Source organism: Massilia sp. YIM B02443, from assembly GCF_030411955.1.
GTDB lineage: Bacteria > Pseudomonadota > Gammaproteobacteria > Burkholderiales > Burkholderiaceae_D > Telluria.
On sequence record NZ_JASNRA010000030.1, the window covers coordinates 34,971 to 58,923 of the forward strand.

The window sequence follows — 23,953 nt, forward strand, 5'->3', positions numbered from 1 at the left end:
CTTGGTTACGAACGGTACAGCCGCCCGTGCTGCACCTCGTGCCGCATCGACAGCATCGACAGACCCGGCGCCCAATTCGACATGCCCTCATCGGGCAAGGTACGCGCTATCGATGCCGCTGCCTCGATCGCCGGCCGCAGCGCCAGCAGCAGGCGCTGCCCGGCCACCTGCCCCAGCGGCACCGACTTCACGCACACCAGCACCTGATTCTCGGTCCAGGCGAAGATCGACGCCAGTAGCGCTTCCTCGTGCGGGATGTCGAGGCCGTCGACCGCGCAGGCGTAGGCCAGCGGCAGCGTCACCTCGCCGTCCAGCGCCGCCGTGTCGGTTATGCCGAGTTCGGCCACCAGCCGCGCCAGCGAATAACCCATCTGCACGCTCTCGGCGCGCAGTTCGGCCGTGTCGCGCGAGGCCAGGAAGCGTTCGCCCAGCTCGGCCACCGCCGCGCCGTCGCGCGCCGCGAGCGCCGCCATCAGGCGCCACAGCAGCGGCGCTTCCCAGCGCGCCACGACTTCGTCCAGGCAGCGCGCAATCCAGGCGTGGGCGCTGGCGGCGTCGTGCACCAGCCCCGCTTCCAGCGCCGTCTCCAGGCCCTGCGAATAGCTGTAGCCGCCGATCGGCAGCGCCGGGCTGGCGAATTGCAGCAGGTGCAGCAGCGCGGCGGCGTTCATGTATTCGACGGATCCGATGGCCGGTGGATCTTCTGCCGCAGCGGCACCGGCGCCAGCAAGCCTCCCGCCCCATGCTCGTGACCATGGCCATGTCCACCGCCATAGGCGCCTGACTCCGGCTCGAACGGCGCCAGCTCCTCGTCGACAACGCCGCCGAGTCCCTCCAGCATGTCCTTGAGCACCGGATCGACGCGGATGCGCAGCCAGCCGTCGCCCACCTGGGTCCGGGTATGCCGGTTCCCGAGGTGGAAGGCGCAGCGCGCCAGCAGCACGGCGTCCGTGCAGCGCACCACGTAGGTCGGCTCCGGCGCGGCGACGATGCGCACCACACGCCCGTCGTCGCCCGTCAACAGTTCGCCGTCGCGCAGCACCGTGCCGCGCACCACGAACAGCGCCGCCTCCTCGCCCGACTCCAGCCGCACGCGCTGGCGGCAGCGCTCGCGCGCGTCGAACGGCAGCCGCAGGCGATCATGGACCGTGTCCGCGCTCGTGATTTTGGTATGCAGCGACAGCATGCGCGGCTCCTCTAGAACAGAAAATAACACTGCGCCAGCGGCAGCACGGCGGCCGCTTCGCACACCAGCAGGCGGCCGTCGGCCCGCACTTCGTAGGTTTCAGGATCGACTTCCATGTGCGGCAAGGCGGCGTTGTGGATCATGTCGCGCTTGCGCAGGCCGCGCGTGCCGCGCACCGGCATCACGGTTTTCAGCAAGCCCAGCTCGCGCCCGATGCCGGTATCGAAAGCACTCTGCGAAACAAACGTGAACGACTTGCGCAAGCCGCCACCGAAGGCGCCGAACATGGGCCGGTAGTGCACCGGCTGCGGCGTCGGGATCGAAGCGTTCGGGTCGCCCATCAGGCTGGCTGCGATCATGCCGCCCTTCAGGATCATCGACGGCTTGACGCCGAAAAAGCCTGGGCGCCACAGCACGATGTCGGCGATCTTGCCCGGCTCGATCGAGCCGACCGCGTGCGCGATGCCGTGCGTGATGGCCGGGTTGATCGTGTACTTGGCCACATAGCGTTTGACGCGCAGGTTGTCGTTGCGGCTGGAGTCGCCCTCCAGCGGCCCGCGCTGGAGCTTCATCTTGTGCGCGGTCTGCCAGGTGCGCAGGATGGTTTCGCCCACGCGGCCCATCGCCTGCGAGTCGGACGACATCATCGAGATCGCGCCCAGGTCGTGCAGGATGTCTTCGGCGGCGATGGTCTCGCGCCGGATGCGCGATTCGGCGAATGCCACGTCCTCGGCGATGGCCGGGTCGAGGTGGTGGCACACCATCAGCATGTCGAGGTGTTCGTCGAGCGTGTTGACGGTGAACGGGCGGGTCGGATTGGTGGACGACGGCAGCACGTTGGGCAGGCCGACGGCGGCGATGATGTCGGGCGCATGGCCGCCGCCCGCGCCTTCGGTGTGGAAGGTGTGGATGGTGCGGCCCTTGAACGCGGCCACGGTCGACTCGAGGAAGCCGGCCTCGTTGAGCGTGTCCGAATGCAGCGCCACCTGCACGTCCATGCGCTCGGCCACCGCCAGGCAGCAGTCGATCGCGCTCGGGGTGCTGCCCCAGTCCTCGTGCAGCTTGAGGCCGATGGCGCCGGCTTCGACCTGCTCTTCCAGCGCGCGCGGCTGGCTGGCGTTGCCCTTGCCCATAAAGCCCAGGTTCATCGGAAAGGCGTCGGCCGCCTGCAGCATGGCATGGATGTGCCAGGCGCCCGGCGTGCAGGTGGTGGCGGCGGTGCCGACCGCGGGGCCGGTGCCGCCGCCCAGCATGGTGGTCACGCCCGACATCAAGGCTTCCTCGATCTGCTGCGGGCAGATGAAGTGGATGTGGCTGTCGACGCCGCCGGCGGTGACGATCAAGCCTTCGCCGGCGATGATCTCGGTGGCGGCGCCGATCGGGATCGTCACGCCGGGCTGGATGTCGGGGTTGCCGGCCTTGCCGATGGCCGCGATCAGGCCATCCTTGATGCCGATGTCGGCCTTGACGATGCCCCAGTGGTCGAGGATCACGGCGTTGGTGATCACGGTATCCATCACGCCGGCGCGCGGCAGCTGCGATTGGCCCATGCCGTCGCGGATCACCTTGCCGCCGCCGAACTTCACTTCTTCGCCGTAGATCGCATAGTCGCGCTCGATCTCGATCACGAGCCCGGTGTCGGCCAGGCGGATGCGGTCGCCGACCGTGGGACCGTACATATCGGCATAGGCCTGGCGCATGATGGCGGCCATCAGGCGTCTCCCTCGGGCGCCAGCGGCCCCATCACCCGTCCCTGGAACCCGACCACGACGCGCGCGCCGGCCAGTTCGACCAGTTCCACCGTGCGGCGCTGGCCCGGTTCGAAGCGCACGGCGGTGCCGGCCGCGATGTTCAGGCGCATGCCGCGCGTTGATTCGCGCTCGAACTGCAGCGCGTCGTTGACCTCGTAGAAATGATAGTGCGAGCCGACCTGGATCGGCCGGTCGCCGCTGTTCGCCACCGTCACGCTCAGGGTAGGACGCCCGACGTTGAGCGCGATGTCGCCGTCTTCGAGAAAGTATTCGCCCGGGATCATCTTGTGCTCCATTCAGGGAATCGGATGATGGACGGTCACCAGCTTGCTGCCGTCCGGGAAAGTCGCTTCGACCTGGATCTCGGGGATCATCTCGGGCACGCCCTCCATCACGTCGGCGCGCGTCAGGATGGCGGCGCCCTCGCTCATCAAGTCGGCCACGCTGCGGCCGTCGCGCGCGCCTTCCATGATCGCGGCGCTGATCAATGCCACCGCTTCCGGGTAGTTGAGCTTGAGGCCGCGCGCACGCCGCCGTTCGGCCAGCAGCGCGGCGGTGAAGATCAGGAGCTTGTCCTTTTCGCGCGGGGTCAGGTCCATGGCGGCTCCGTCAGGTGTTCCAGATGCGCGGCACGCAGGCCGGGCGCCCCAGCAGGTGCGGGCGCAGCGCCTGCCACACGCGCAGCATCGCCGCGCGCGCCGCCTCGGCGTCATCGCCCAGGTGGCGCGCCACGAAGACCGATTTCACCTGGCTCACGCCCAGCTGCGGATCGGCCGCGCGCAGGCTGGCCTGCAGCGCCGCCGGCACCGCCTTGCCAACCGCGAGGAAGGTGGCGCACACCGTGCGCCCGTTCAGGCCGAGCGGACTGGCCAGGCCCTGCGGCGTCAGCGCGCCCTGCTCCCACCACAGCATGCGCCCACCCTGGCGGATGCGGGTGCGTTGGGTGATGCGTCCGGCGGTGAAGCTTTCGCCGGCGGCGCGCCGGCCGAAGCACAGGATCTCGCTGCCGAGGTAGACGGCGTCCGGCGCCAGTTCGACCTCGTGCTCCAGGTCGACGCGGGCGGCGTCGTAGAAGATGGTTTCCTGCGGCAGCCACTCGAGCGCGGCGCCGGCCGCGGCGCGCAGGCGCACCGCTTGACGCGACGTGCGGCCGTTGGCGCGGTACCACTTGCCGGCGCCGGGGCTGGTGACCAGCACATGGCAACCGGCGCCGGCGTCGAGGTCGACCTCCAGTTGGTCGCCGCCGACCACGCCGCCGGGCGGATGCACCACGATCACGTGGCACACGCCCGGGCCTTCCGGATACAGCGCCTTCTGCACCCGCAGCGGGCCGCAATGGGCGCGCCGGGTCAGGCGCGTGACGCTGCCGTCGCGCGCGAAGCCCAGGCGCAGGCTGGCCTGCCAGGGCGGCGGCAGTGCGATGGTGGTATCGGAATCGAGGCTATCACGCATGCTTATCGAAATAGCACGATGCATGCCAGCGCTGCGTCAGACGACGCGGGGAAGGTAACTCAGTCAGTGCGGGTAAAAACCGCACCAGCACGGATCAAACGCACCGCGCCAGTGCCGCCATGCGCCAGCACATCCACTACTGCATCGCCAGCTCGACGCAATTGCGCCCGGCGCGCTTGGCGCGCGCCAGCGCCGCGTGCACCCGCACCGCCAGCGAATCGCCGCTCTCGGATTCGCCCAGCTGGGCCACGCCGAGGCTGATGGTGACGTGGTCGCAGCCGGGAATCTCGACCTGCTCGACCGCGGCGCGCAGCTTCTCGGCCATCTTGAGGCCGTCGATCGCGCTGGTGTGCGGCGCGATCACCTGGAATTCCTCGCCGCCCGAGCGGATCAACACGTCGCTCGAACGCAGCAGCGCGCGCGCCGTGTCGGCCACCGTGCGCAGCGCGATGTCGCCCACCGGGTGGCCGTAGCTGTCGTTGACGGCGCTGAAGCGGTCGATGTCGAAGGCGATCAGGGCCAGCGGCAGGCGGTAGCGGCGCGCGCGCTTGATTTCCGCTTCCAGCAGCTGCTCGCCATGGCGGCGGTTGGCGACGTCGGTCAGGGCGTCAATCGTAGCCAGGTGCGTCACGCGCGCCAGCAGGGCTTCGTTCTCGCGCGCCGCCTCGGCCATGCGCAGGCCGACGCCGGCCAGGCGCGCCAGATGGTCCAGCGCGCTCAGCTGCGCATGCGAGAACGGCCGTGCATGGTCGAACAGCAGCGACAGCGAACCGCGCGGCCCGCCCGGCCCCTCGCCCGGAATCGGCACGCCCATCACGCTGCGCACGCCATAGGCGTCGAGGCGCTCGGCCAGCTCCGGCTCGCCCGCCTTGGCGGGGGCATCGAGCAGAATGAACTCGTCGGTCGTCGCCGCAAGCAGGCCGGGGAAGGCATGGCGCAGCGGCGACTGCAGCAGGCGCGCGCCGGGTTTCAGCAACGCGCCCAGGCGCAGGCCGGGCAAGCCGTGTTCGGCTTCCAGGTGCAGGTCGCCGTCGCGGTGCTGGAACAGCGCCGCATGCGCCACGCCGGGCCAGGCGGCCAGCACCGCGCACAGGCGCTCGGCGAAGCGTTCGCTGTCGTCGGCGTCCTGCAGCGCTTCCTGGCCGGCGCCGTGCAGCGCCAGCAGGCCACGCAGTTCGTCTTCGCCCGGGGTCGGCGCCGGGCGCGGCGCAAAGCCGGCGCGCAGGCGCGCGTCGAGCAGCGAGCGCAATTGCTGTTCGCGCAGCGGGCCGATCGCGTAGTCGATGGGACCAAAGCCCATCAGGGCCGGCAGCCAGCCGGCGTTGGTGAACGGGCACAGCACCAGCACCGGCGCCTTGATGGCGGCGCGCGCCGCCACCAGCGCGCCCAGCGGCGCCAGGTCGAGGCCGATCTCGCAGCGTTCGAGGTCCAGGATCAGGAGGTCGGCGGCTTCGCGTTCGAGCAGGCTGGCCGCCTGCTCGGCGCCGGCGGCCACGCGCAGCTGGGCGAACAGGCCGCCGCAGGCATGCTGGAAGTCGGTGCGGCGCTGGCCGACCGGATTGACGAACAGGCCGGTGGTATGTTCGCGCGGGCCCTCTTGTTGCTGCATCCTGGTGTCTCCACTATTCCCTTGCGGGCAGTGTGCCATAAATCCGGCGTGCGAGTGGCCTGCGGCAAAGTCGTTGCTGTGTGTGGAAGCGCACCGTCGCCCTGGCGTGCGCGTCCAATACTTCCCAGATCGGATGAACGTTTATGGGAGAAGCACCATGACTCAGCAGGACGAAGCAGCAAACAGCGTGGCAAACAAGCAAAAAGCCATTCAAAGCCGCCAGGACCAGGCCGACGGCGCCAAGCAGGAACAGCAGGACCAGGGCGGCGAAGACCAGGCAGTGCAGACCGGCGTCGAGCAGCCGGAAACGCCGATGCCCGACCAGCACCTGGCCAAGCCCGGCATCGAAGCCCAGATGGAACTGAAACCCAAATTCATGGCCGAGCAATACAAGGGCAGCGGCAAGCTGGAAGGATTCAGCACCATCGTCACCGGCGCCGACTCGGGCATCGGCCGCGCGGTGGCGGTGTTGTTCGCGCGCGAAGGCGCCGACGTCGCCGTGCTGTACCTGAACGAACACGAAGACGCCGAGGAAACCAAGCGCTGCATCGAGGCCGAAGGCCGGCGCTGCATCACCATCTCGGGCGACGTCAAGGATGCCGCCTTCTGCAACGACGCGGTAGCCAGGGTGGTGGCCGAATTCGGCAAGCTGGACGTGCTGGTGAATAACGCCGCGTTCCAGGAACACGCCGACTCGCTGCTCGACATCACCGACGAGCGCCTCGACGAGACCTTCCGCACCAATATCTACGGTTACTTCCACATGGCGCGCGCCGCCCTGCCGCACCTGAAGCAAGGCTCGTCGATCATCAACACCGGCTCGGTCACCGGCCTGAAGGGCTCGAAAAAGCTGCTCGATTACTCCAGCACCAAGGGCGCGATCCACGCCTTCACCATGTCGCTGGCGTCCAGCGTGATCGAGCAAGGCATCCGCGTCAACGCCGTGGCCCCGGGCCCGGTCTGGACGCCGCTGAACCCGGCCGACCAGACCCCGGAACAGATCAAGGAATTCGGCGCCAGCACCGACTTCAAGCGCCCGGCGCAGCCGGAAGAACTGTCGCCCGCCTACGTGTTCCTGGCCTCGCCGGTGTGCTCGGGCTACATCAGCGGCATCATCCTGCCGATCACCGGTTCGGTAGGCTGACACGTACTTGAAGCACCCGTAAAACGACGAGAGAGAGGAGACGCCATGGCGCGCAGCATGTGGAAAGGGGCGATCAGTTTCGGGCTGGTCCATATTCCGGTCGATATGTATCCCGCGGTCGAGAGCAAGGGGCTCGACCTCACCATGCTCGACCGGCGCGACTTCTCGCCCGTCGGCTTCAAGCGCTACAACAAGGGCAACGGCAAGGAAGTGTCCTGGGACGACATCGTCAAGGGCTACGAATACGAGAGCGGCGAATACGTGGTGCTGTCGGACGAAGACCTGCGCCGCGCCAATCCGGAAGCGACCCAGACCATCGACATCCAGGCTTTTGTGCAGGCCGAGGACGTGCCGCTGATCTACTACGACCAGCCCTACTACCTCGCGCCCGGCAAGGGCGGCGCCAAGGTCTACGCGCTGCTGCGCGAGACCCTGCGCGAAGCCGGCAAGATCGGCATCGCGCGCGTGGTCATCCGCGTCAAGCAGCACCTGGCGGCGCTGGTGTGCGTGGGCGACACCATCGTCCTCAACACCCTGCGCTTCCCGGACGAGATGCGCGATCCGGACGAACTCAAGATCCCGTCGCCGAATTCGAAGACCGCCGCCGTCACCGTCAAGGAACTCAAGATGGCGATGGCGCTGGTCGAAGGCATGAGCGAGGACTGGGAACCCGGCCAGTACCACGACACCTACCGCGAAGACGTGCTGGCGATGGTCAAGAAAAAGATCAAGGCGCGCCAGACCAAGACCATCACCGAGCCGGAACCGGAGAAGGAAAAACGCTCGACCGGCAAGGTCATCGACCTGGTGGCGCTGCTGCAAGCGAGCCTGGGCAAGAAGCCGGCCAAGGCCGCGCTGGCGGCGATGGCGGAAGACGATGACGACGACGATGACGATCCGCCACCACGCAAGTCGAAGAAGCCGTCGGACGACGAGGATGACGACGACGACGAAGTCCATACGCCGCGCGCACGCAAGGCCCCTGCACGCGCACCGAGCCGCCTGAACGCGAACGCCGCCAAGTCGACCCGGACCACGACGGCCAAGTCTGCAGCCAAATCGCCCGCGAAGTCGGCAGCCAAGCCGGCGGCGAAGAAAACGGCCACCAAGGCCGTCGCGGCCAGGAAAGCCCCGGCGCAACGCAAGAAAGCGGCGTGAGGATGGAGGAACTCATCGACTTCCTGCAATGGCCGGCGATGCTGGTCACCCTGTTCGCCGCTTACCTGATCGGCTCGAAACGCGCCAAGCGGCGCGTGTTCGGGTTCACGATGTTCATACTCAGCAATATCCTGTGGATCATCTGGGGCTGGCACGACGGCGCCTGGGCATTGATCACGCTGCAGCTGGCGCTGATGGCCATGAACATCCGCGGCATTTTCAAGAACGAAACGTCGTGAGGAACTAGCATGGTTTCGATTTTACTAATTGTAAAATCCTGCTATTTCTGATTTGACTGATTTAAAATATATATCAAAATCTATCGAATCCATAAAATCAATTAACTTTTCCTTTTACGCATTGCTCCGTAGAATCTCTTTCATTGAAGCTTTACACACAAATGAAGGAGATTCAGATGAGCAATCCCCGCCTGACCACCGCTTCCGGCATCCCGGTCGCCGACAACCAGAACTCGCTCAGCGCCGGCCCGCGCGGCCCGCTGCTGTTGCAGGACTTCCACCTGATCGAGAAGCTGCAGCATTTCAATCGCGAGCGCATCCCCGAGCGCGTGGTGCACGCCAAGGGCTCGGGCGCCTACGGCACCTTCACCGTCACCCACGACCTGCGCGCCTTCACCAAGGCCAATCTGTTCAACGAGATCGGCAAGAAGACCCCGGTGTTCCTGCGCTTCTCGACCGTGGGTGGTGAAAAGGGCTCGGCCGACACCGAGCGCGATCCGCGCGGTTTCGCCCTGCGCTTCTATACCGAGGAAGGCAACTGGGACCTGGTCGGCAACAACACGCCGGTGTTCTTCATCAAGGATCCGATCAACTTCCCGGACTTCATCCACACCCAGAAACGCGATCCGCAGACCAACCTTAAGTCGGCCAACATGATGTTCGACTTCTGGAGCAATGCGCCGGAAAGCCTGCACCAGGTGACGATCCTGTTCTCGGACCGCGGCACCCCGGACGGCTACCGCCACATGGACGGCTTCGGCAGCCACACCTACAGCCTGATCAACGACAAGGGCGAGCGCTACTACGTGAAGTGGCACTTCAAGACGCGCCAGGGCATCAAGAACCTGAGCGCGGCCGAAGCCACCCGCATCGCCGGTACCGACCCGGACCACGCCCAGCGCGACCTGTTCAACGCCATCGCCGCCAACGACTTCCCGCAGTGGGACGTGCAGGTGCAGGTGGCCAGCGCCCGGCAACTCGCGGACTGGAGCCAGCGTACCGGCTGGAACCCGTTCGACCTGACCAAGGTGTGGCCGCATGGCGACTTCCCGAAGCTGCCGGTGGGCGTGCTGGAACTGAACCGCAATCCGGACAACTACCACGCCGAAGTCGAGCAGGCCGCGTTCTCGCCGGCCAACGTGGTGCCGGGCATGGGCTACTCGCCGGACAAGATGCTGCAAGGCCGCCTGTTCGCCTACCACGACGCCCAGCTGTACCGCGTCGGCACCAACCACCAGCACCTGCCGGTGAACGCCCCGCGCTGCCCGTTCCACAACCAGCAGCGTGACGGCACGATGGCGATCGCCAACGGCGGCTCGGCGCGCAACTACTACACGCTGAACTCGGTCGGCGCCGGCGCCACCGGCATGGGCCACGGCGAAGGCGAACTGGAACTGGACGGCAACGCCGGTCGCTTTGATTATCGCGGCGCCGAGGACGACTATACCCAGGCCGGCAACCTGTTCCGCCTGATGGACGAACAGGCGCGCCAGAACCTGTTCGACAACCTGGCCGGCCCGCTGAGCCAGTGCGACCTCGACATCGTCGAGCGCCAGCTGCGTCACTTCGACAAGGCCGATCCGGCGTATGGCCGTGGCGTGCGCGCTTCGCTCAAGGCGCTGGGCCGCAATATTGATTAAACGTTTCCGTTCCTTCAAACTTACGTAAAACTATTTACAGCTAGCTTTACCGTTGAATTCCTGCTTCGTCGAAGCTGGTTTCACCCTGCAATTTTGCAGGGCCAGAGCCGTCTTCTCCACAGGCTGACACGGTGGAACTCACCGCCGTATGATAAGACTACGCAAGTTTGAATGAGTTCCAAGCTAACTGCTAAAACCCTTTGCCGCCATCCCGGACCGCCAGTTCCGGTCTGGCGGCTTTTTTGCGTGGGTCCCGCCCAAGCTCAAGGCTTGAAGCCGAGCGTCTTCATTGCTTTAGTCAAGGTCTTGGCCGCCTTGCTGTAGCCATCCCACGGCGCATTGCCTTCATCCAGCCGGGTATGCACGTTGGTCACGTTCCACTGCGTGCTCGACGTCAGGCCCTGCAACTCGCCCCAGCGCAGTGGCACCGAGATGCCCAGGCCCGGGCGTACGCGCGCCGACCAGGCGCACACGGTGGTCGCGCCCTGCCCGTTGCGCAGGTAGTCGATGAAGATCTTGCCGACCCGGTTCTTCGGGCCGCTCTTGAAGGCGAAGCGGTCGGGCAGCGTGGTGGCCATGTGGCGTACCACCTCCTGCGAGAACGCCTTCACCGTGTCCCAGTCCAGCCCGCCTTTGATCGGCACCACGACGTGCAGCCCCTTGCCGCCGCTGGTCTTCAGGAACGCGGGCAAGCCCAATTCTTCAAGGAAGGTGCGCATCAGCAGCGCCGCTTCCTGCACCTCCGGCCACTCGACGCCTTCGCCCGGGTCGAGGTCGAACACCATGCGGTTTGGCTTGTCGTAGGCGCGGCCGGTGGCGTTCTGCGTGTGGAACTCGACCACGTTCCATTGCGATGCCGACAGGATGCCCTCGATGCTCGCAATCTCCAGCATCGGCGGATGATCCGGATCGAGCGCCGGGTCCATGTTGCGCACGCCGGGCATCTTGCCCACGTTGGCGTGCTTCTGGAAGAACAGCTCCTTGCCCACGCCCTCGGGCGCGCGTACCAGCGAGACCGGACGACCCTTCAGGTGCTCCATCATCAATTCGCCGACCAGCGCGTAGTAGCGGATCAGTTCCAGCTTGGTGGTGCCGGTCTCGGCGTCGATGACGCGGTCGCCGTTGGTGACTTTCATCGTGGCCGGCATGCGGCTCGGGGCCTCTTGCGGTTCCTCCTGCGGCTTGGATTTCGGCACGGCTTTCTTCCCCTTCGGTTTCGCTTCGTCGGACTCGGCCTCGACGTGGCGCGGCCGCTCGCGCGTGATGCCCTTCGCCGGCTTGTCCTCGCGCAGGCCCTGGAACACCGGATGGCGCACGGCGCCGGCGCTGGTCCATTCCGAAAAGCTGACTTCGGCCACCAGCACCGGCTTGACCCAGTGGTGCTTGCGACCCGGCACGGCACGCGGCGGGAACGGACTCTCGTCGGTCAGGATCGCATCGAGCCGCTCCTTGATCGCCGCCAGCGAGGAATGGTTGAAGCCGGAACCGACGTTGCCGGCGTAACGCAGCACACCCTCATCGTCGTAGGTTCCCAGCAGCAGCGAACCGATGCCGGTACGCGAACCCTTGGGATCGGTGAAGCCCCCGATCACGAACTCCTGCCGCAGGCCGCACTTGAGCTTGATCCACTCGGGCGAGCGGCGCGACACGTAGCGCGAATCGCGGCGCTTGCCGATCACGCCTTCCAGGCCGATCTTGCAGGCGGCCACCACCAGCTCGTCAGGCTTGGTCCCGAACTCGGCCGAAAAACGCACGCGCCCGGATTTGGACTTGGCGTTCTCCAGCACCTGCTCGAGCAGCATGCGGCGGTCGACCAGCGGCATCTCGCGCAGATCGTGGCCGTCGAAGTAAGGCACGTCGAACAGGAAGAACACGATGTCTTCGGAGCGGGTCTCGTCGAAGGCCAGTTGCAGGCGGCCGAAATCGGGCTTGCCGGTGTCGTCGTGGACCACGATCTCGCCGTCGTACCAGCCGTCCGGCAACTTCATGCGCTCCAGTTCGCGCTTGAGCGACAACAGGCGGTCGGTCCAGTCGTTGGTGTTGCGCGTGATCAGGCGCACCTCGCCGTTGTCGATGCGCGCCAGCATGCGATAGCCGTCGAACTTGACTTCGAATACCCAGTTCTCGGGGTCGGGCGGCGGCGCGTCAACCAGCGTGGCCAGTTCGGGCGCGAATTTCTCGGGCAGCGCGACCTTGTCCATCACAGTATCGGCCAGCTTGGCGGACGACTTTCCTGCGGCGGCCTTTTTTGCCGCCGGCTTGGCGGCAGTTTTATCGGCCGACTTCGTCGTGGACTTCGCCGCCGCCTTGTTTGCCGGCGCTTTTTTAGCGGCGGCGCGCTTCGGCGCCGAGTCCTGTTCCTCTTCCTCTTCCTCGCGCAGAGCCTCGACCTTGCGCTCGGCCGGCGCCGGCATCGGCAGGCTCTTGACGCTGTCCGGCATCTCGTCGACCACCGAGAATTCTTCCGATGAGCGCGCGTACTCGTCCTTCTCCTTGACCAAGAGCCACGCCTCCTGCTTTTCGCCGCGGCTCTTCATGCGCACGAGCGCCCAGCGCCCGCGCATCTTGTGGCCGTGGATCTCGAACTTGATGCTGCCCTTGGCGAAGCCGGCGTGCGGATCTTCGAGCGGGGTCCAGGTGCCCTTGTCCCAGATGATCACTTTGCCTGCGCCATATTGCTTGGCCGGAATCGTGCCTTCGAAATCGGCGTATGAGATCGGATGATCCTCCACATGCACCGCCATGCGCTTGTCGCGCGTATCGTAGCTCGGGCCTTTCGGCACCGCCCAGCTCTTCATGGTGCCGTCGAGCTCCAGGCGGAAGTCGTAGTGCAGGCGCGTGGCCCAGTGTTTCTGGATGACGAAGGTCAGCGCATCGACACCGGGATCCCCGCCCTCGGCCGGTTCGCTGGTGATGGCGAAGTTGCGTTTCGATTTATAGAGCTTGAGTGCATCTGGCATGGCGGCACCTGTGTGGAACTCGATGTCCCAGCGTATTCCTGCGCCGCGCGCCGGACTGTACGGCAGCGAACAAAGAGTGTGGTCGAAAGCGCAAATGTAAGCGGATGTAAGACCCGTCAACTGGCCGTCGAGCGGTCGCGTTATCAGCTCAGTAACCCGACAATATCCCGGTTACCCGAAGCACCTCTAGGCAACAACTCGTTTAACTAAAGTGAAGGAATGAAACCATGAGCAAAATCGTCGCCACCCTGATCGCCGGCCTGTTCGCTACTTCCGTGTTTGCCCAGACCCCAGCCGCCACCAGCACCACGGCAACCACCAGTGAAGCCAAGGCCGACGCCAAGGCTGCGAAAGACGTGGCCAAGGCCGATGCCAAGCACGCCAAGGAAGTCGCGAAAGCCGACGCCAAGGTAGAGAAGGCCAACGCCGAAGCCAAGGCCGACGTCGCCGAAGCGAAGGCCGATGCCGCCGAGAAGAAAGCCAAGGCCGACCACAAGCACGCCGACAAGAAAGCCGAAGCCAAGGCCGACAAGGCTGAAGCGAAGGCAGACCACACCGCCAAGACCAACTAAGCGAACTGATCCCCGACCGCTCAGGGCCGCCACCTTCCGCATCATCGTTTCGATAACAGCCGGCTCGAGCCCCACCTATCCGCCTCCGGGTTATCCCGGAGGCGCGCCCGCTTCGGGTCCTCTAGAATACGGTGTTCCATCATGCTCCCGGCACAAAGGACACCATGCACCGAATCGTCTTCCTCGACCGCGACAGCCTGCAAGCCGAGGTACGCGCCCCCGCCTTCCCCCACGCCTGGCAAGACCATGACGCCACCCGCGAAGACCAGGTGGTCGAGCGCCTGGCCGGCGCCACCATCGCGATCAGCAACAAGGTGCCGCTGCGCGCCGCCGCTCTCGAGCAACTGCCCGACCTGAAGTTGATCGCCGTCGCCGCCACGGGCACCGACAACGTCGATTTGGACGCCTGCCGCGCGCGCGGCATCGCGGTGGCCAACATCCGCGATTACTCGGTGGTATCGGTGCCGGAGCACTGCCTGACCCTGATGCTGGCCCTGCGCCGCAACCTGCGCGCCTACGCGCACGACGTCGAGGCCGGGCAATGGGAAACCTCCAGCCGCTTTTGCCTGCTCGGTCACCCGATCGGCGACCTGGCCGGCAGCCGGCTCGGCATCGTCGGCTACGGCGCGCTGGGACGCAAGGTGGCAGCGCTCGGGCGCGCCTTCGGGATGGAGATATGCGCCACCTCGCGCTCGCGCATCGACGATGCCGGCGTGACGCAGCTGGAACTGGACGAGCTGCTGCGGCACGCCGACGTGGTCAGCCTGCATCTGCCGCTCAGCGAGCAGACGCGCTACATGATCGGCGCGCGCGAACTCGGCCTGATGAAGCCGGGCGCGCTGTTGATCAACACCGCGCGCGGCGGCCTGGTCGACGAGGCGGCGCTGGCGGAGGTGCTGGCCACCGGCCGCATCGGCGCCGGCTTCGACGTCCTGAGCAAGGAACCGCCCTCGCCCGACAATCCGCTGCTGCGCCTGCGCCTGCCGAACTTTATCCTGACGCCGCACGTGGCCTGGGCCAGCGCCGGTGCGATGCAGACCCTGGCCGATATGCTGGTCGATAACATCGAGGCCTGGGCCGGCGGCACACCGCGCAACCTGGTTTAGAAGCGCCTATCCAAAGCTTTCGAAGACCTCCAAAAAAGTGATCGATGAATCGGTGTTAAGCGCCTCCTCTTACGTCTGGCCGACGAATCTAGCCGCGGTCGGCGCCGGTGGCGTTGGCCACCGTCACAACGTCGATCAGCGTGCGCAGCCGTTCGGCAAGGCCGACTGCAGTAGAGATATCAACAGTAACTGTTTCTAGTCTGCGATCCGACTTGGTGATGCGATGCGTCGCCTGTATACCGTCAAATTCGCCAAGTCCTGCATGATGGGGATACAAAAGCGTCAATCGTTGACAATCATACAAACTGCCGTAAGCCATCAGCTGGTAGACATCCGACTGCGAAACACCTCGTTTCTTGTCGTCGACTTGCAGTGCAATCCGCTTCCACTTCGTATCGATCACTTGCACCACGGTGTCACCGTTTTTTATCAGAATGTCTGGTTTGGTCTGGAAAAGGCCCCCACTCTCACCTTCCAGGCAATAAATTCTTCCTCCCTGCCGCACCACGTTTAGATGGCTGCCCGAGAGTGCACGCGTCACGCTGCGCCCGACGTATTCTTCGAACAGGGTGTTCATTTCGAACAGCAGCGAAAAGCCAGTTCCTTCTCCAGATGAGGTTGTCTGGAATCGTTTGCCCAACAGCAGCCTAGCCATGTTCAGCAATTCCCGCCAGCGTGCGTTGGTGCGATCCAAAACGACATCGCCCCATCTCAGTGCCGGTACCGACTCGGTTGCGATATCAGCGAATGCGAGCGAGAGGTCCCTCAAACGCGACAGGTTTGCAATCGAGCGAGAAATCCTGGTTAGACGCTCGACAGCGGCCTTCATGATGCGGTTTAGCGCGATGTCGGCTGATAGTCCGTCATAGCGGCAGGCTAGCCGCGAAGGATCCGCGGCAAACTTGGTGAACTGCCGTACTACGTCAAGTCGTCCGCGCATCGATGGCAAGTCTTCTTCGTGACCGGCATAACGACGTGGCATACCTTGGCGCAAGGCATCGACCAGCTTTTCGGAAAAAATTCGAATCAGTATCTCAAGCAAGGTCTCATTCTGCCAATCGAGGTGAGCTACCTTGCCAACGTCAATCTTGATGTCGATAGCCAACGCGAGCATGTGGACTAGGCGGCGCCTGATTTGCACAATGCGGTCGGCTTCACCGCCACTTTTTGCATCGATCTTGGGCAGAATTTCGAGCGAACATCCCTCGGCCACGAGCACTCCAACAATCCCGCGCGCGCGCAGAGCGTTGCGGCCGTGCTCCAAAACACCACCACCGCCACGTCCCGCCAGTGGAGACGCGGCAGCGACTTTTGCAAGCCGGTCAGCGAGGTGCGACGGAATGACGCTTAAATCGGCTGGATCATCGCCATAGCCGATGGATTCCCATTCAAGAACGGTTCGGCGCATCATTACTTACTAGTTTCGAGAAGTCGAATTTCTCCTGCACACTCCATCGGAAGCGAATAGGCGCTTCGTCATCGCTTCCCATGCCTGGAGGACATACCAATCGCTCACGCTTGAGAAACCCACCTGAATGATAGTTCTCCCCGTCTTTTGCATCGCCGAGCACGGCGGCTACCTTGTTCCAGTCTTCGTAAAAATACTCAGCAAGAAGCGGAATGACCTTGTGTCGCATGACCTCTTCGATATCTTGGCGCGACTGGCAGCCGATGAAATACGCATGACCAATCTGGTGTTCTCGGTCGAAAAGGAATTCAATGCGCTCGTTTAAAGTCGCCAGCACTTTTGCCAGATCGACACCGTCGACCCGACTGAGCAGAGATGGTTGCGGCATTAGTTCGCGAAACTTAAAGCGCCGCCGCAATGCCGTATCAAGGAGGGCAATCGAACGATCAGCAGTGTTCATCGTGCCGATGATGTGCAAATTGGATGGCACGCCAAAGGACGATCGACCAGAATAAGGTAGCTGAACCCTGATTTCATTGGTTTCGCCAAGACGCTTGTCAGGTTCTAGCAGCGTGATTAGCTCACCGAACACCTTAGAAATGTTGGCGCGATTGATCTCGTCTATGACCAGCACGTAAGGCCTGGCGGTGGTGACTACCTGCTGTGCGGTTTTACCGAAGACTATTTCTTCAAGTCCGTCCCAATCGACAATATCGCGATTCAGGCGGTAGATAGCGTGTTGCCTAAAGAACTTCTTGTAAAAAACATCACGCCTCACGCCGGCAACATCTTGCCATAGCCACTCGACTTCGCGACGATGAGGGTGGTAAGACGCCGAAGCATCGTAATAATAGTGACCAGTTACCTTACCGACAGCGCGGATGGCATCGCGGCCGTCCGAGAGCACAATATAGTCTCCTACCTGCATGTCGCTGCGCAGCGAAAAAATCATTTCGATGTTGGAGTCCTTACCAGTTGCCCCAGGGTCCTTCTTCGTGTTCCATTCGCGCTTGATTGCATCGAAATTGTCGAAGCTTTCAGGAGACCAGTCAATATCGCCACCCCAACCCAAATGGACGAGGTTGTTGTCGAGCCCATCGGAAATACGGTCTTCTTCCTGTCCCCTGCGGCCGAGCGAAACCTTAAAGATTCGACGTTGGCGGTCGAGTCCAGTTTTCTCGTTCGCGCTACCTCGGTCTAGTCGCGCACGCTCGCAGATACGCTTGAAAATGCCATCTTCACAGCGCAACCGGAAACCACTCGTGGATACGTCCCGCGTTTCATCCACTGGCTCCAGCGAACCGTCGTCCATTTCCGTTGTCGGCCGCAGTCCTTCCACGAAGTCCTCGTAAGAGTATGACTGATGGAAGGTTACAAAGTCGATACGACCCGCTGCAACGAGGTCGCGATATGAGAGCATCAGCGCTTCGCGCTGTTCGGGCACGAGGAGTGGTGCCGCCTGCGCCTCCCCGAGACACAGTCGCACTGCTTCGGCTGCAGAGGCATACGTCTTGCCGGTCCCCGGTGGGCCATATAAGATCAGGTTGCTGGCAATTGTCGACTTCTGGGGCATGGGAATCGCCTGATTTTCAAAGTGATAGGTAAACGTCGTAGCAGAGCTGCCGGCAGCGCCACTGCGCTGTACTGTCGACAGATTGCACTGCTTGAGGAAAATCTTTCCCGTAAGTGCTTGGTCGACATTCGGAAAGTTTTTCGACAGGCCCAAGTCATTGTGAATTTTGCTTGCGAGGATTGTGACGCTCGATTCTCCTCGTTGCCGTGCTGGCAGGATGTAACGCGCTAAAGCATGGGCTCGGATTTTATCTGCGTTAGCGATCTGCGCATGGTGTGTGACGGCATACCATGCAATCAGATCCTGCAGTGACTGTGGAGATCGGACCACCACTGACATTTGCTTGCCCGGCTCGAGATTGCTACCTTTTGTTTGTAACGCACTACTCTGAAACTGAAGATCGTTCAGCTGACCATCGAACTTCGAGGCGGCGGACGGCCAGTCGAGTTGCACCCCGCCGGGGGCGCGTTCAAAAACCAGCTTGACCTGTACAGCATAATTACGCGATTGGGTATCGTTAATCTCAACAGCGAAATTCCGGCCCGTTAAAGTTTTGAAAATGATGGCCTTTGTCGTCCGCTCCGCAGAACTGACGCGAATTAATTCACCTCGCTGGACCATTTCCTCTACAAGATTCAGTGCTTCTCTGCTGTCCAAAATGGTCTCTGCGCTTTCTATCCCGTTAATAAATAAAGATTTGGCATTTGCCTGAAATTGATGGGTAATTTTAAATCATAGTTGGCCGACTGATGGCTGATAGCGATATTTGGATGACACGCGAATACGTCATGGAGTAAGCGATCATGCGACAGCGTCTGTACTTAGACCGTCAAGATCGCGCTATTTCAACCGTAGCGCATTACCTGGAACTATTTTTTTCACGATCTGTGGTGTAGGCTCATTCACGAGTGACGCTACGCATCCGGCGCCACCAGCGGCAGCTCCAGCACGAAGGCGGTGCCGGCGCCGGGCGCGCTCTCGACCCGGATGGTGCCGCCCAGCAGCGTGGTGACGATGTTCCAGGCGATGTTGAGTCCCAGTCCGGTGCCGCCCTGCCCCATGCGCGTGGTGTAGAACGGATCGAAGATGCGGCCCAGGTGCTCGCTCTCGATGCCGCGGCCGTCGTCGCGGAAGCTCAGGCTTACCCCACCGTCGAAGCGGCTGGCCTGCAGCGTCATGACGCCGCCCGGCGCCTCGAAGGCGTGCAGCATGGCATTGTTGACGAAGTTGATGATCACCTGCCCCAACGGCCCGGGATAGCCGTCCATCACGATACCGGGCGGGACGTCCAGCAGCAACTGGTGGCCGGCGCGGCGCACCGTGTTCATCATGGTCGCGGCGATCTCGTGACAGGCCTGGGCCAGGTCGAAGCGGCGGCGCTGGTCGCTGGCCTGGTCGACCGACACCTGGCGGAAGCTGCTTACCAGCTCGGCCGCGTTGTGCAGGCTGCGCGCGATCAGTTCGGATGCTTCGATCGAGGCCGCCATATACCCTTCCAGGTCGGAACGCTTGAGGGTGGCCGTCTCGAGGCGCCGCGCCAGCGCGCCGGTGCGCTCCTGCAGCGTGCTCGCCATTAACAGGCTATTGCCGATCGGCGTGTTCAGCTCGTGCGCCACGCCCGCCACCAGCGAACCGAGCGAGGCCAGCTTCTCGTGCGCCGCCAGCTGGGCTTGCGTTTCCTTGAGCTGGTGGTAAGCGCCGGCATTGTCGATCGCCACGCCGACGTAAGCCGCGAGCGTGCCCAGCATGTCGAGGTGCACCTGGGAATAGGCGTACGGCGCCAGGCTCTGCACCGTCAACCCGCCCAGCACCCGTTCGCCCACCGTCACCGGCACGCACAGCAGCGAGGCCGGACGCAGGCGCGGCTCGAGACCCGGCAGCGTTGCAAGCCGGGCGGCATCTCCGTCGCCGAGCTCGGCCACGACGTCGCCCAGCAGGATCTCGCGCCCCTCCAGCGCGCAGGCAAGCAGCAGGTGGCGCCCTCCTTCCAGCGCCAGCTCGCCCGGCGCGGCGCGGCGGCCATCGGCCATCACGAACGGCAGCTCGAGCACCCCGCGTCCCGGGCGCAGCAGCGCCACCGCGAACACCGGCGCGTCCATCAGTTCGCCCACGTGCTGGTACAGCGTGGCCATGATCGCTTCGCTGTCCAGGTTGGCGGTCAGCACCCGCCCCATGTCGGACAGCAGCGCGATGTCGCGGTGGGCGCGCTCGACCGATTCCTTCTGGCGCTCGACGTCTTCCTTCTGCAGGCGCAGCTCGGCGGTGCGGGCGCCGACCTCGCGCTCGAGCCGGTCGGTCTGCTCGACCAGGGCGTGCACGCGCATGCGGTAGGCCAGGTACGACAGCGCCAGCACGGTCGCCCCCAGGAACGTGCGGAACCACCAGGTCTTCCAGAACGGCGGCGTGATCGTGATGGCCAGCGTGGCCGCTTCCGGATTCCACACGCCATCCTTGTTGCTGGCGCGGACCCGGAACACGTAGCGGCCCGGATCCAGGTTGGTGTAGGTGGCGAAGCGGCGCCCGGCGGTGGTGTCGACCCAGCCCTGATCGAAGCCGTCCAGGCGGTAGGCATAGCGGTTGCCGCGCGGGTCGGCGTAGTGCAGCGCCGCGAATTCGAGCGTGAACACGGCGTCGCGGTGCGACAGCGTCACCTCCTTGCGCGCCGGCAGGTCGTGCACCCCGAGCGAGCGGTTCAGCACCAGCAGGTCGGTGATCGCCACGGTCGGCGGGAACGGGTTGTCGCGCACCTCGGACGGCTGGAACGAGGTCATGCCGTTCATGCCGCCGAAGTGCATGCGGCCATCCCGACCGCGCCAGCCCGAACCGACGAAATACGAGCCGTCGATCAGGCCGTCCTTGGCGGTGTAGCTCTTGGTCTGGCCGCTGCCCGGGTCGATGCGGGTGATGCCGGCGGTGGTGCTGGCCCACAGGTGGCCGTCGCCATCCTCGAGCGCGACCCCGATCGGCGGCGCCGGCTGCTCGCCGCTGAACGGGAAGAAGCGGAAGCGCGCCCCTTCTTCCCCTTGTTCCATGCGGTGCAGGCCGCCGGCGGTGCCGATCCACAGTTCGCCGGCGGCGGTCTCGAGCAGGTTGTAGACGCGGCTGTGGCGCAGGCTGGCGGGGTCGGCCGGATCGTGGCGGTAATGGGTGAAGGTGTTGGCGGCGCGGTCGAACCGTTCCAGCCCCGATTCGGTGCCGATCCAGATCATGCCGTGGCGGTCTTCCAGCAGCGCCAGGCCGTAGTTGTCGCCCAGGCTGGTCGGATCGTCGGGATCGTTGCGCCAGCTGCGCGTGGTGAGCGCGCCCGGGCCCAGCGCCGACAGGCCGCCGCGGGTGACGATCCACAGCGTGCCGTCGCGCCCGACGCGCAGCGCCTGCACGTAGCTGGCGCCGCCGCCGTGTCCGAGCGGCACCCGGCCCGACGCGCCGTCCGGGTCGCGCCACAGCAGGCCGGTGGGCGTGCCGATCCACAGCCGCCTGCCGCCGAGCGCCAGCGCGGTCACCACACCGCCCGGCAGCACCGGTTCCCGGATCCTTTCCAGGCCGCGCGTAGCCGGGTCCAGCCGCAGCAAGCCGTCGCCGGTGGTGCCGACCCAGATGCGGCCGTCCGGATCGCCGTGCACCGCGCGCACCTTGGCCCGGCCCAGGCCGTCGGCGGTGCCGTAGCGCGCGAAGCCGCCGCTGGCCAGGTCGGTGCGGCTCACGCCGCCGAAATAGGTGCCGACCCAGAGCGTGCCGGTGCGATCGACCAGCACCGACGTCACCTGGTTGTCCGACAGGCTGTGCTGGTCGTACTGCGAATGGCGGTAGCTGACGAACTGGCCGCTGGCCGGATCGCGCCACTTGAGGCCGCCCGTGTCGGTGCCGACCCACAGCTGCGCGCCACCGTCGTGGTACAGGCGCTCGATGCGCAGGTCGGCCATGCGCTCGGCCGCGCCTAGCGGTACCGGTTGCGGCATGGCTTCGCCGACGCGCCAGGCGGCGAGGCCGGCGGCGGTGCCGATCCACAGCGTCTCGCGCGGGCCCATCGACAACGACAGCACGTTGTCGCGCGCCGGGTTACGCCGCGCCAATCCTTTCGGCTCGACCGCGAAATGCTCGAAGCGCGCCGCGCCCGGCGCCAGCCGGTCGACGCCGGAGGCCATGCCGATCCACAGCGCGCCGTCGGCGCCCAGCGCCAGCGCGTTGATGCGCTCGTCGCGCAGGCTGGCCGGGTTGCCCGGCTCGTGGCGCCAGGCCCGGTGGCGGCCGCTGGCCGGATCGAAGCGCACCAGGCCGTCGCTGGTGGCCAGCCACAGTTCGCCGTTTGGGGCCGGCAGGATGGTGGTCACGCCGCGCATCGGCGCCCTGCCCGGCTGCGCCAGCAGGTGGCGCTGGAAGCGGCCAGTGACCGGATCGAAGCGCGCCAGGCCGCCCTTGGTGCCGAACCACAGCACGCCGTTGCCGTCCTGGTACGCGGCCGAGACGAAATTGTCGGGCAGGCTGCCGGGGTCGTTCGGGTCGTTGTGGAACACCGTCATGCGGTAGCCGTCGAAGCGGTGCAGGCCGGCCTGGGTGCCGAACCAGATGAATCCCTGGCGGTCTTGCAGGATGCTCAGCACCGATTGCTGCGCCAGGCCGTTTTCGCTGGTGAGACGTTCGAAGCGCAGGCTGCGCTGGGCGGCGCCGGCGTCGCCGGGCAGGGTGGCGCACAGCACGGCGGCGATCAGCATGGCCGCGAGCGCGGCGGCGCGCGTCATACAAAGCAGGCCGGCGTTGGCGGCCCTGGTCAAGCCCAGCATATTCTTCCGTTCGACAAGTCCAAGCGGCTAATCTACCAGAGGATCTGTTGCCAGGAAATAATTCGAGACTTCCAGAAACAACAAGCCGCTGCTATAATGCGTGCATCGGGCGGCTGTAGCTCAGCTGGATAGAGTACTTGGCTACGAACCAAGGGGTCGTGGGTTCGATTCCTGCCAGCCGCACCAAGAAATGCAAGGGACCAGATCGCAAGATCTGGTCCCTTTTGCTTTGGCGGCTGCATGTGCGAGGGCTGGACGAACGCCCTCCTGCACCACGGTTTTCGGGCCGGCCTGCACGAAATGGCAATGAGGCTTTGCCAAGACGCCAAGGTGCCGCTATAATGCCTGCATTGGGCGGCTGTAGCTCAGCTGGATAGAGTACTTGGCTACGAACCAAGGGGTCGTGGGTTCGATTCCTGCCAGCCGCACCAACCTTCTTCAGATAAGGGCACTTCGCAAGAAGTGCCCTTATTGCTTTGTGCGCCCGGTTTTTAGGCGCGCCACCTGCCAGCGAACGCCATGACCGACAGCCCAGTCTTTCATCCGCAGCCCGACGAGCANCCTTCTTCAGATAAGGGCACTTCGCAAGAAGTGCCCTTATTGCTTTGTGCGCCCGGTTTTTAGGCGCGCCACCTGCCAGCGAACGCCATGACCGACAGCCCAGTCTTTCATCCGCAGCCCGACGAGCACGGCAAACCCGTGCGCCTCCACCACCCCTCGACCCCTACCGGCATGCAAGCCTGGCACGATCCGGCGCGGCGCGCCACGGTCATTCCGCTGGGCCCCCTGCCCGCTGAACTGAACGGTATCAGCTTCGCGCCCTGGCTCGATACGCCAGTGACGTCTTCTGGCTGGGATCAGGTCGATGGTCAGGCCGGCATCGCCGAGCCGGCCTTCGCGCCGCCGCCCGGCAAGGCGGCCGCGGCCGGCGTGGTGATCGAGGAAGCCGATGGACGGATATGGGCGGTGGCGCCGTCGAACCGCTTCGGCGGTTATGACGCCACCTTTCCGAAAGGCCGGGTCGACCCCGGCGTCGGCCTGCAGGCGAATGCGATCCGCGAAGCATTCGAAGAGTCCGGGCTGCGGGTCGTGATCGTGGCCTTCCTGGTCGACAGCGCACGCACCCAGACCTTCACCCGCTACTACCTGGCGCGCCGGGTCGGCGGCAACCCGGCGCTGATGGGCTGGGAAAGCCAGGCCGTGCACCTGGCGCCGCTCGAGGGGCTGGCGGGCCTGTTGTGCAACCCGAACGACCAAGCCGTGATTGCGGCGCTCATCAAAGCGCGATCGTTGAAAAAAGTAAAATGACCGTTTGCCAAGGCGGACGGACGCCGCTATAATGCGTGCCTCGGGCGGCTGTAGCTCAGCTGGATA

General features: G+C 64.8%; 18 protein-coding genes and 2 tRNA genes. 9 read left to right on the forward strand and 11 right to left on the reverse strand.

The features are described 5' to 3' along the window. Positions 1-5 precede the first annotated feature (5 nt). The 7 genes from QPK27_RS22405 to QPK27_RS22435 all read right to left on the reverse strand — a co-directional run bounded on the left by QPK27_RS22405 (position 6) and on the right by QPK27_RS22435 (position 5,998). Entirely contained in the window at positions 6-671 is a 666-nt protein-coding gene (locus QPK27_RS22405; protein ID WP_290420398.1) for an urease accessory protein UreF, read from the reverse strand. Continuing rightward, positions 668-1,186: an urease accessory protein UreE gene (ureE, locus tag QPK27_RS22410; protein WP_290420399.1), complete on the reverse strand. Its 519-nt coding sequence runs from the start codon at positions 1,184-1,186 to the stop codon at positions 668-670. Before ureE ends, QPK27_RS22405 begins: the two co-directional genes overlap by 4 nt. Positions 1,187-1,197: 11 nt before the next feature. Next, positions 1,198-2,898 carry an urease subunit alpha gene (ureC, locus tag QPK27_RS22415; protein WP_290420400.1) on the reverse strand — a complete coding sequence of 567 codons (1,701 nt, stop codon included), beginning with the start codon at positions 2,896-2,898 and terminating at the stop codon, positions 1,198-1,200. Continuing rightward, complete coding sequence (locus QPK27_RS22420) at positions 2,898-3,221, reverse strand: urease subunit beta (protein ID WP_290420417.1); 324 nt, start codon at positions 3,219-3,221, stop codon at positions 2,898-2,900. Before QPK27_RS22420 ends, ureC begins: the two co-directional genes overlap by 1 nt. Before the next feature lie 12 nt (positions 3,222-3,233). Beyond that, the gene (locus tag QPK27_RS22425; RefSeq protein WP_290420401.1) at positions 3,234-3,536 is read right to left on the reverse strand and encodes an urease subunit gamma; all 303 of its coding nucleotides are present in this window, start codon (positions 3,534-3,536) and stop codon (positions 3,234-3,236) included. A 10-nt stretch (positions 3,537-3,546) separates the two neighbouring features. Beyond that, entirely contained in the window at positions 3,547-4,389 is an 843-nt protein-coding gene (locus QPK27_RS22430; RefSeq protein ID WP_290420402.1) for an urease accessory protein UreD, read from the reverse strand. A gap of 136 nt (positions 4,390-4,525) precedes the next feature. Continuing rightward, on the reverse strand, positions 4,526-5,998 hold the full coding sequence (locus tag QPK27_RS22435; RefSeq protein ID WP_290420403.1) for a GGDEF domain-containing protein: 1,473 nt from the start codon (positions 5,996-5,998) through the stop codon (positions 4,526-4,528). Between the two features lie 157 nt (positions 5,999-6,155). On the opposite strand from QPK27_RS22435, the gene QPK27_RS22440 reads away from it, so the two are divergent. The 4 genes from QPK27_RS22440 to QPK27_RS22455 all read left to right on the forward strand — a co-directional run bounded on the left by QPK27_RS22440 (position 6,156) and on the right by QPK27_RS22455 (position 10,179). Next, positions 6,156-7,142, forward strand: coding sequence for an SDR family oxidoreductase (locus tag QPK27_RS22440; RefSeq protein ID WP_290420404.1), 987 nt, complete (start codon positions 6,156-6,158; stop codon positions 7,140-7,142). Between the two features lie 45 nt (positions 7,143-7,187). Then, positions 7,188-8,300 (forward strand): Ku protein, encoded by a 1,113-nt coding sequence (locus QPK27_RS22445; RefSeq protein ID WP_290420405.1) that lies wholly within the window; start codon positions 7,188-7,190, stop codon positions 8,298-8,300. 2 nt (positions 8,301-8,302) lie between these two features. After that, the gene (locus QPK27_RS22450) at positions 8,303-8,539 is read left to right on the forward strand and encodes a hypothetical protein (RefSeq protein WP_290420406.1); all 237 of its coding nucleotides are present in this window, start codon (positions 8,303-8,305) and stop codon (positions 8,537-8,539) included. A 176-nt stretch (positions 8,540-8,715) separates the two neighbouring features. Further along, positions 8,716-10,179, forward strand: a complete 1,464-nt coding sequence (locus tag QPK27_RS22455) for a catalase (protein ID WP_290420407.1) — start codon at positions 8,716-8,718, stop codon at positions 10,177-10,179. 263 nt (positions 10,180-10,442) lie between these two features. On the opposite strand, the gene ligD is transcribed toward QPK27_RS22455, so the two are convergent. Then, positions 10,443-13,139, reverse strand: a complete 2,697-nt coding sequence (gene ligD, locus QPK27_RS22460; protein ID WP_290420408.1) for a DNA ligase D — start codon at positions 13,137-13,139, stop codon at positions 10,443-10,445. A gap of 227 nt (positions 13,140-13,366) precedes the next feature. Here ligD and QPK27_RS22465 point away from each other — a divergent pair, with 227 nt between their 5' ends. Next, positions 13,367-13,711 carry a hypothetical protein gene (locus QPK27_RS22465; RefSeq protein ID WP_290420409.1) on the forward strand — a complete coding sequence of 115 codons (345 nt, stop codon included), beginning with the start codon at positions 13,367-13,369 and terminating at the stop codon, positions 13,709-13,711. A gap of 164 nt (positions 13,712-13,875) precedes the next feature. After that, the gene (locus QPK27_RS22470) at positions 13,876-14,817 is read left to right on the forward strand and encodes a D-2-hydroxyacid dehydrogenase (protein WP_290420410.1); all 942 of its coding nucleotides are present in this window, start codon (positions 13,876-13,878) and stop codon (positions 14,815-14,817) included. An 88-nt stretch (positions 14,818-14,905) separates the two neighbouring features. On the opposite strand, the gene QPK27_RS22475 is transcribed toward QPK27_RS22470, so the two are convergent. From QPK27_RS22475 to QPK27_RS22485, 3 genes are all read right to left on the reverse strand, one after another. Then, entirely contained in the window at positions 14,906-16,228 is a 1,323-nt protein-coding gene (locus QPK27_RS22475) for an McrC family protein (RefSeq protein WP_290420411.1), read from the reverse strand. Continuing rightward, positions 16,206-18,455 carry an AAA family ATPase gene (locus tag QPK27_RS22480; RefSeq protein WP_290420412.1) on the reverse strand — a complete coding sequence of 750 codons (2,250 nt, stop codon included), beginning with the start codon at positions 18,453-18,455 and terminating at the stop codon, positions 16,206-16,208. Before QPK27_RS22480 ends, QPK27_RS22475 begins: the two co-directional genes overlap by 23 nt. Positions 18,456-18,712: 257 nt before the next feature. Next, positions 18,713-22,579, reverse strand: a complete 3,867-nt coding sequence (locus QPK27_RS22485) for a two-component regulator propeller domain-containing protein (protein ID WP_290420413.1) — start codon at positions 22,577-22,579, stop codon at positions 18,713-18,715. Between the two features lie 109 nt (positions 22,580-22,688). Here QPK27_RS22485 and QPK27_RS22490 point away from each other — a divergent pair. The 3 genes from QPK27_RS22490 (at position 22,689) to QPK27_RS22500 (ending at position 23,887) form a co-directional block, all read left to right on the forward strand. Further along, positions 22,689-22,765, forward strand: a tRNA-Arg gene (locus QPK27_RS22490). Positions 22,766-22,933: 168 nt separating this feature from the next. Further along, positions 22,934-23,010, forward strand: a tRNA-Arg gene (locus QPK27_RS22495). Between the two features lie 217 nt (positions 23,011-23,227). Then, positions 23,228-23,887: an NUDIX hydrolase gene (locus QPK27_RS22500; protein WP_290420414.1), complete on the forward strand. Its 660-nt coding sequence runs from the start codon at positions 23,228-23,230 to the stop codon at positions 23,885-23,887. Positions 23,888-23,953: the final 66 nt, after the last annotated feature.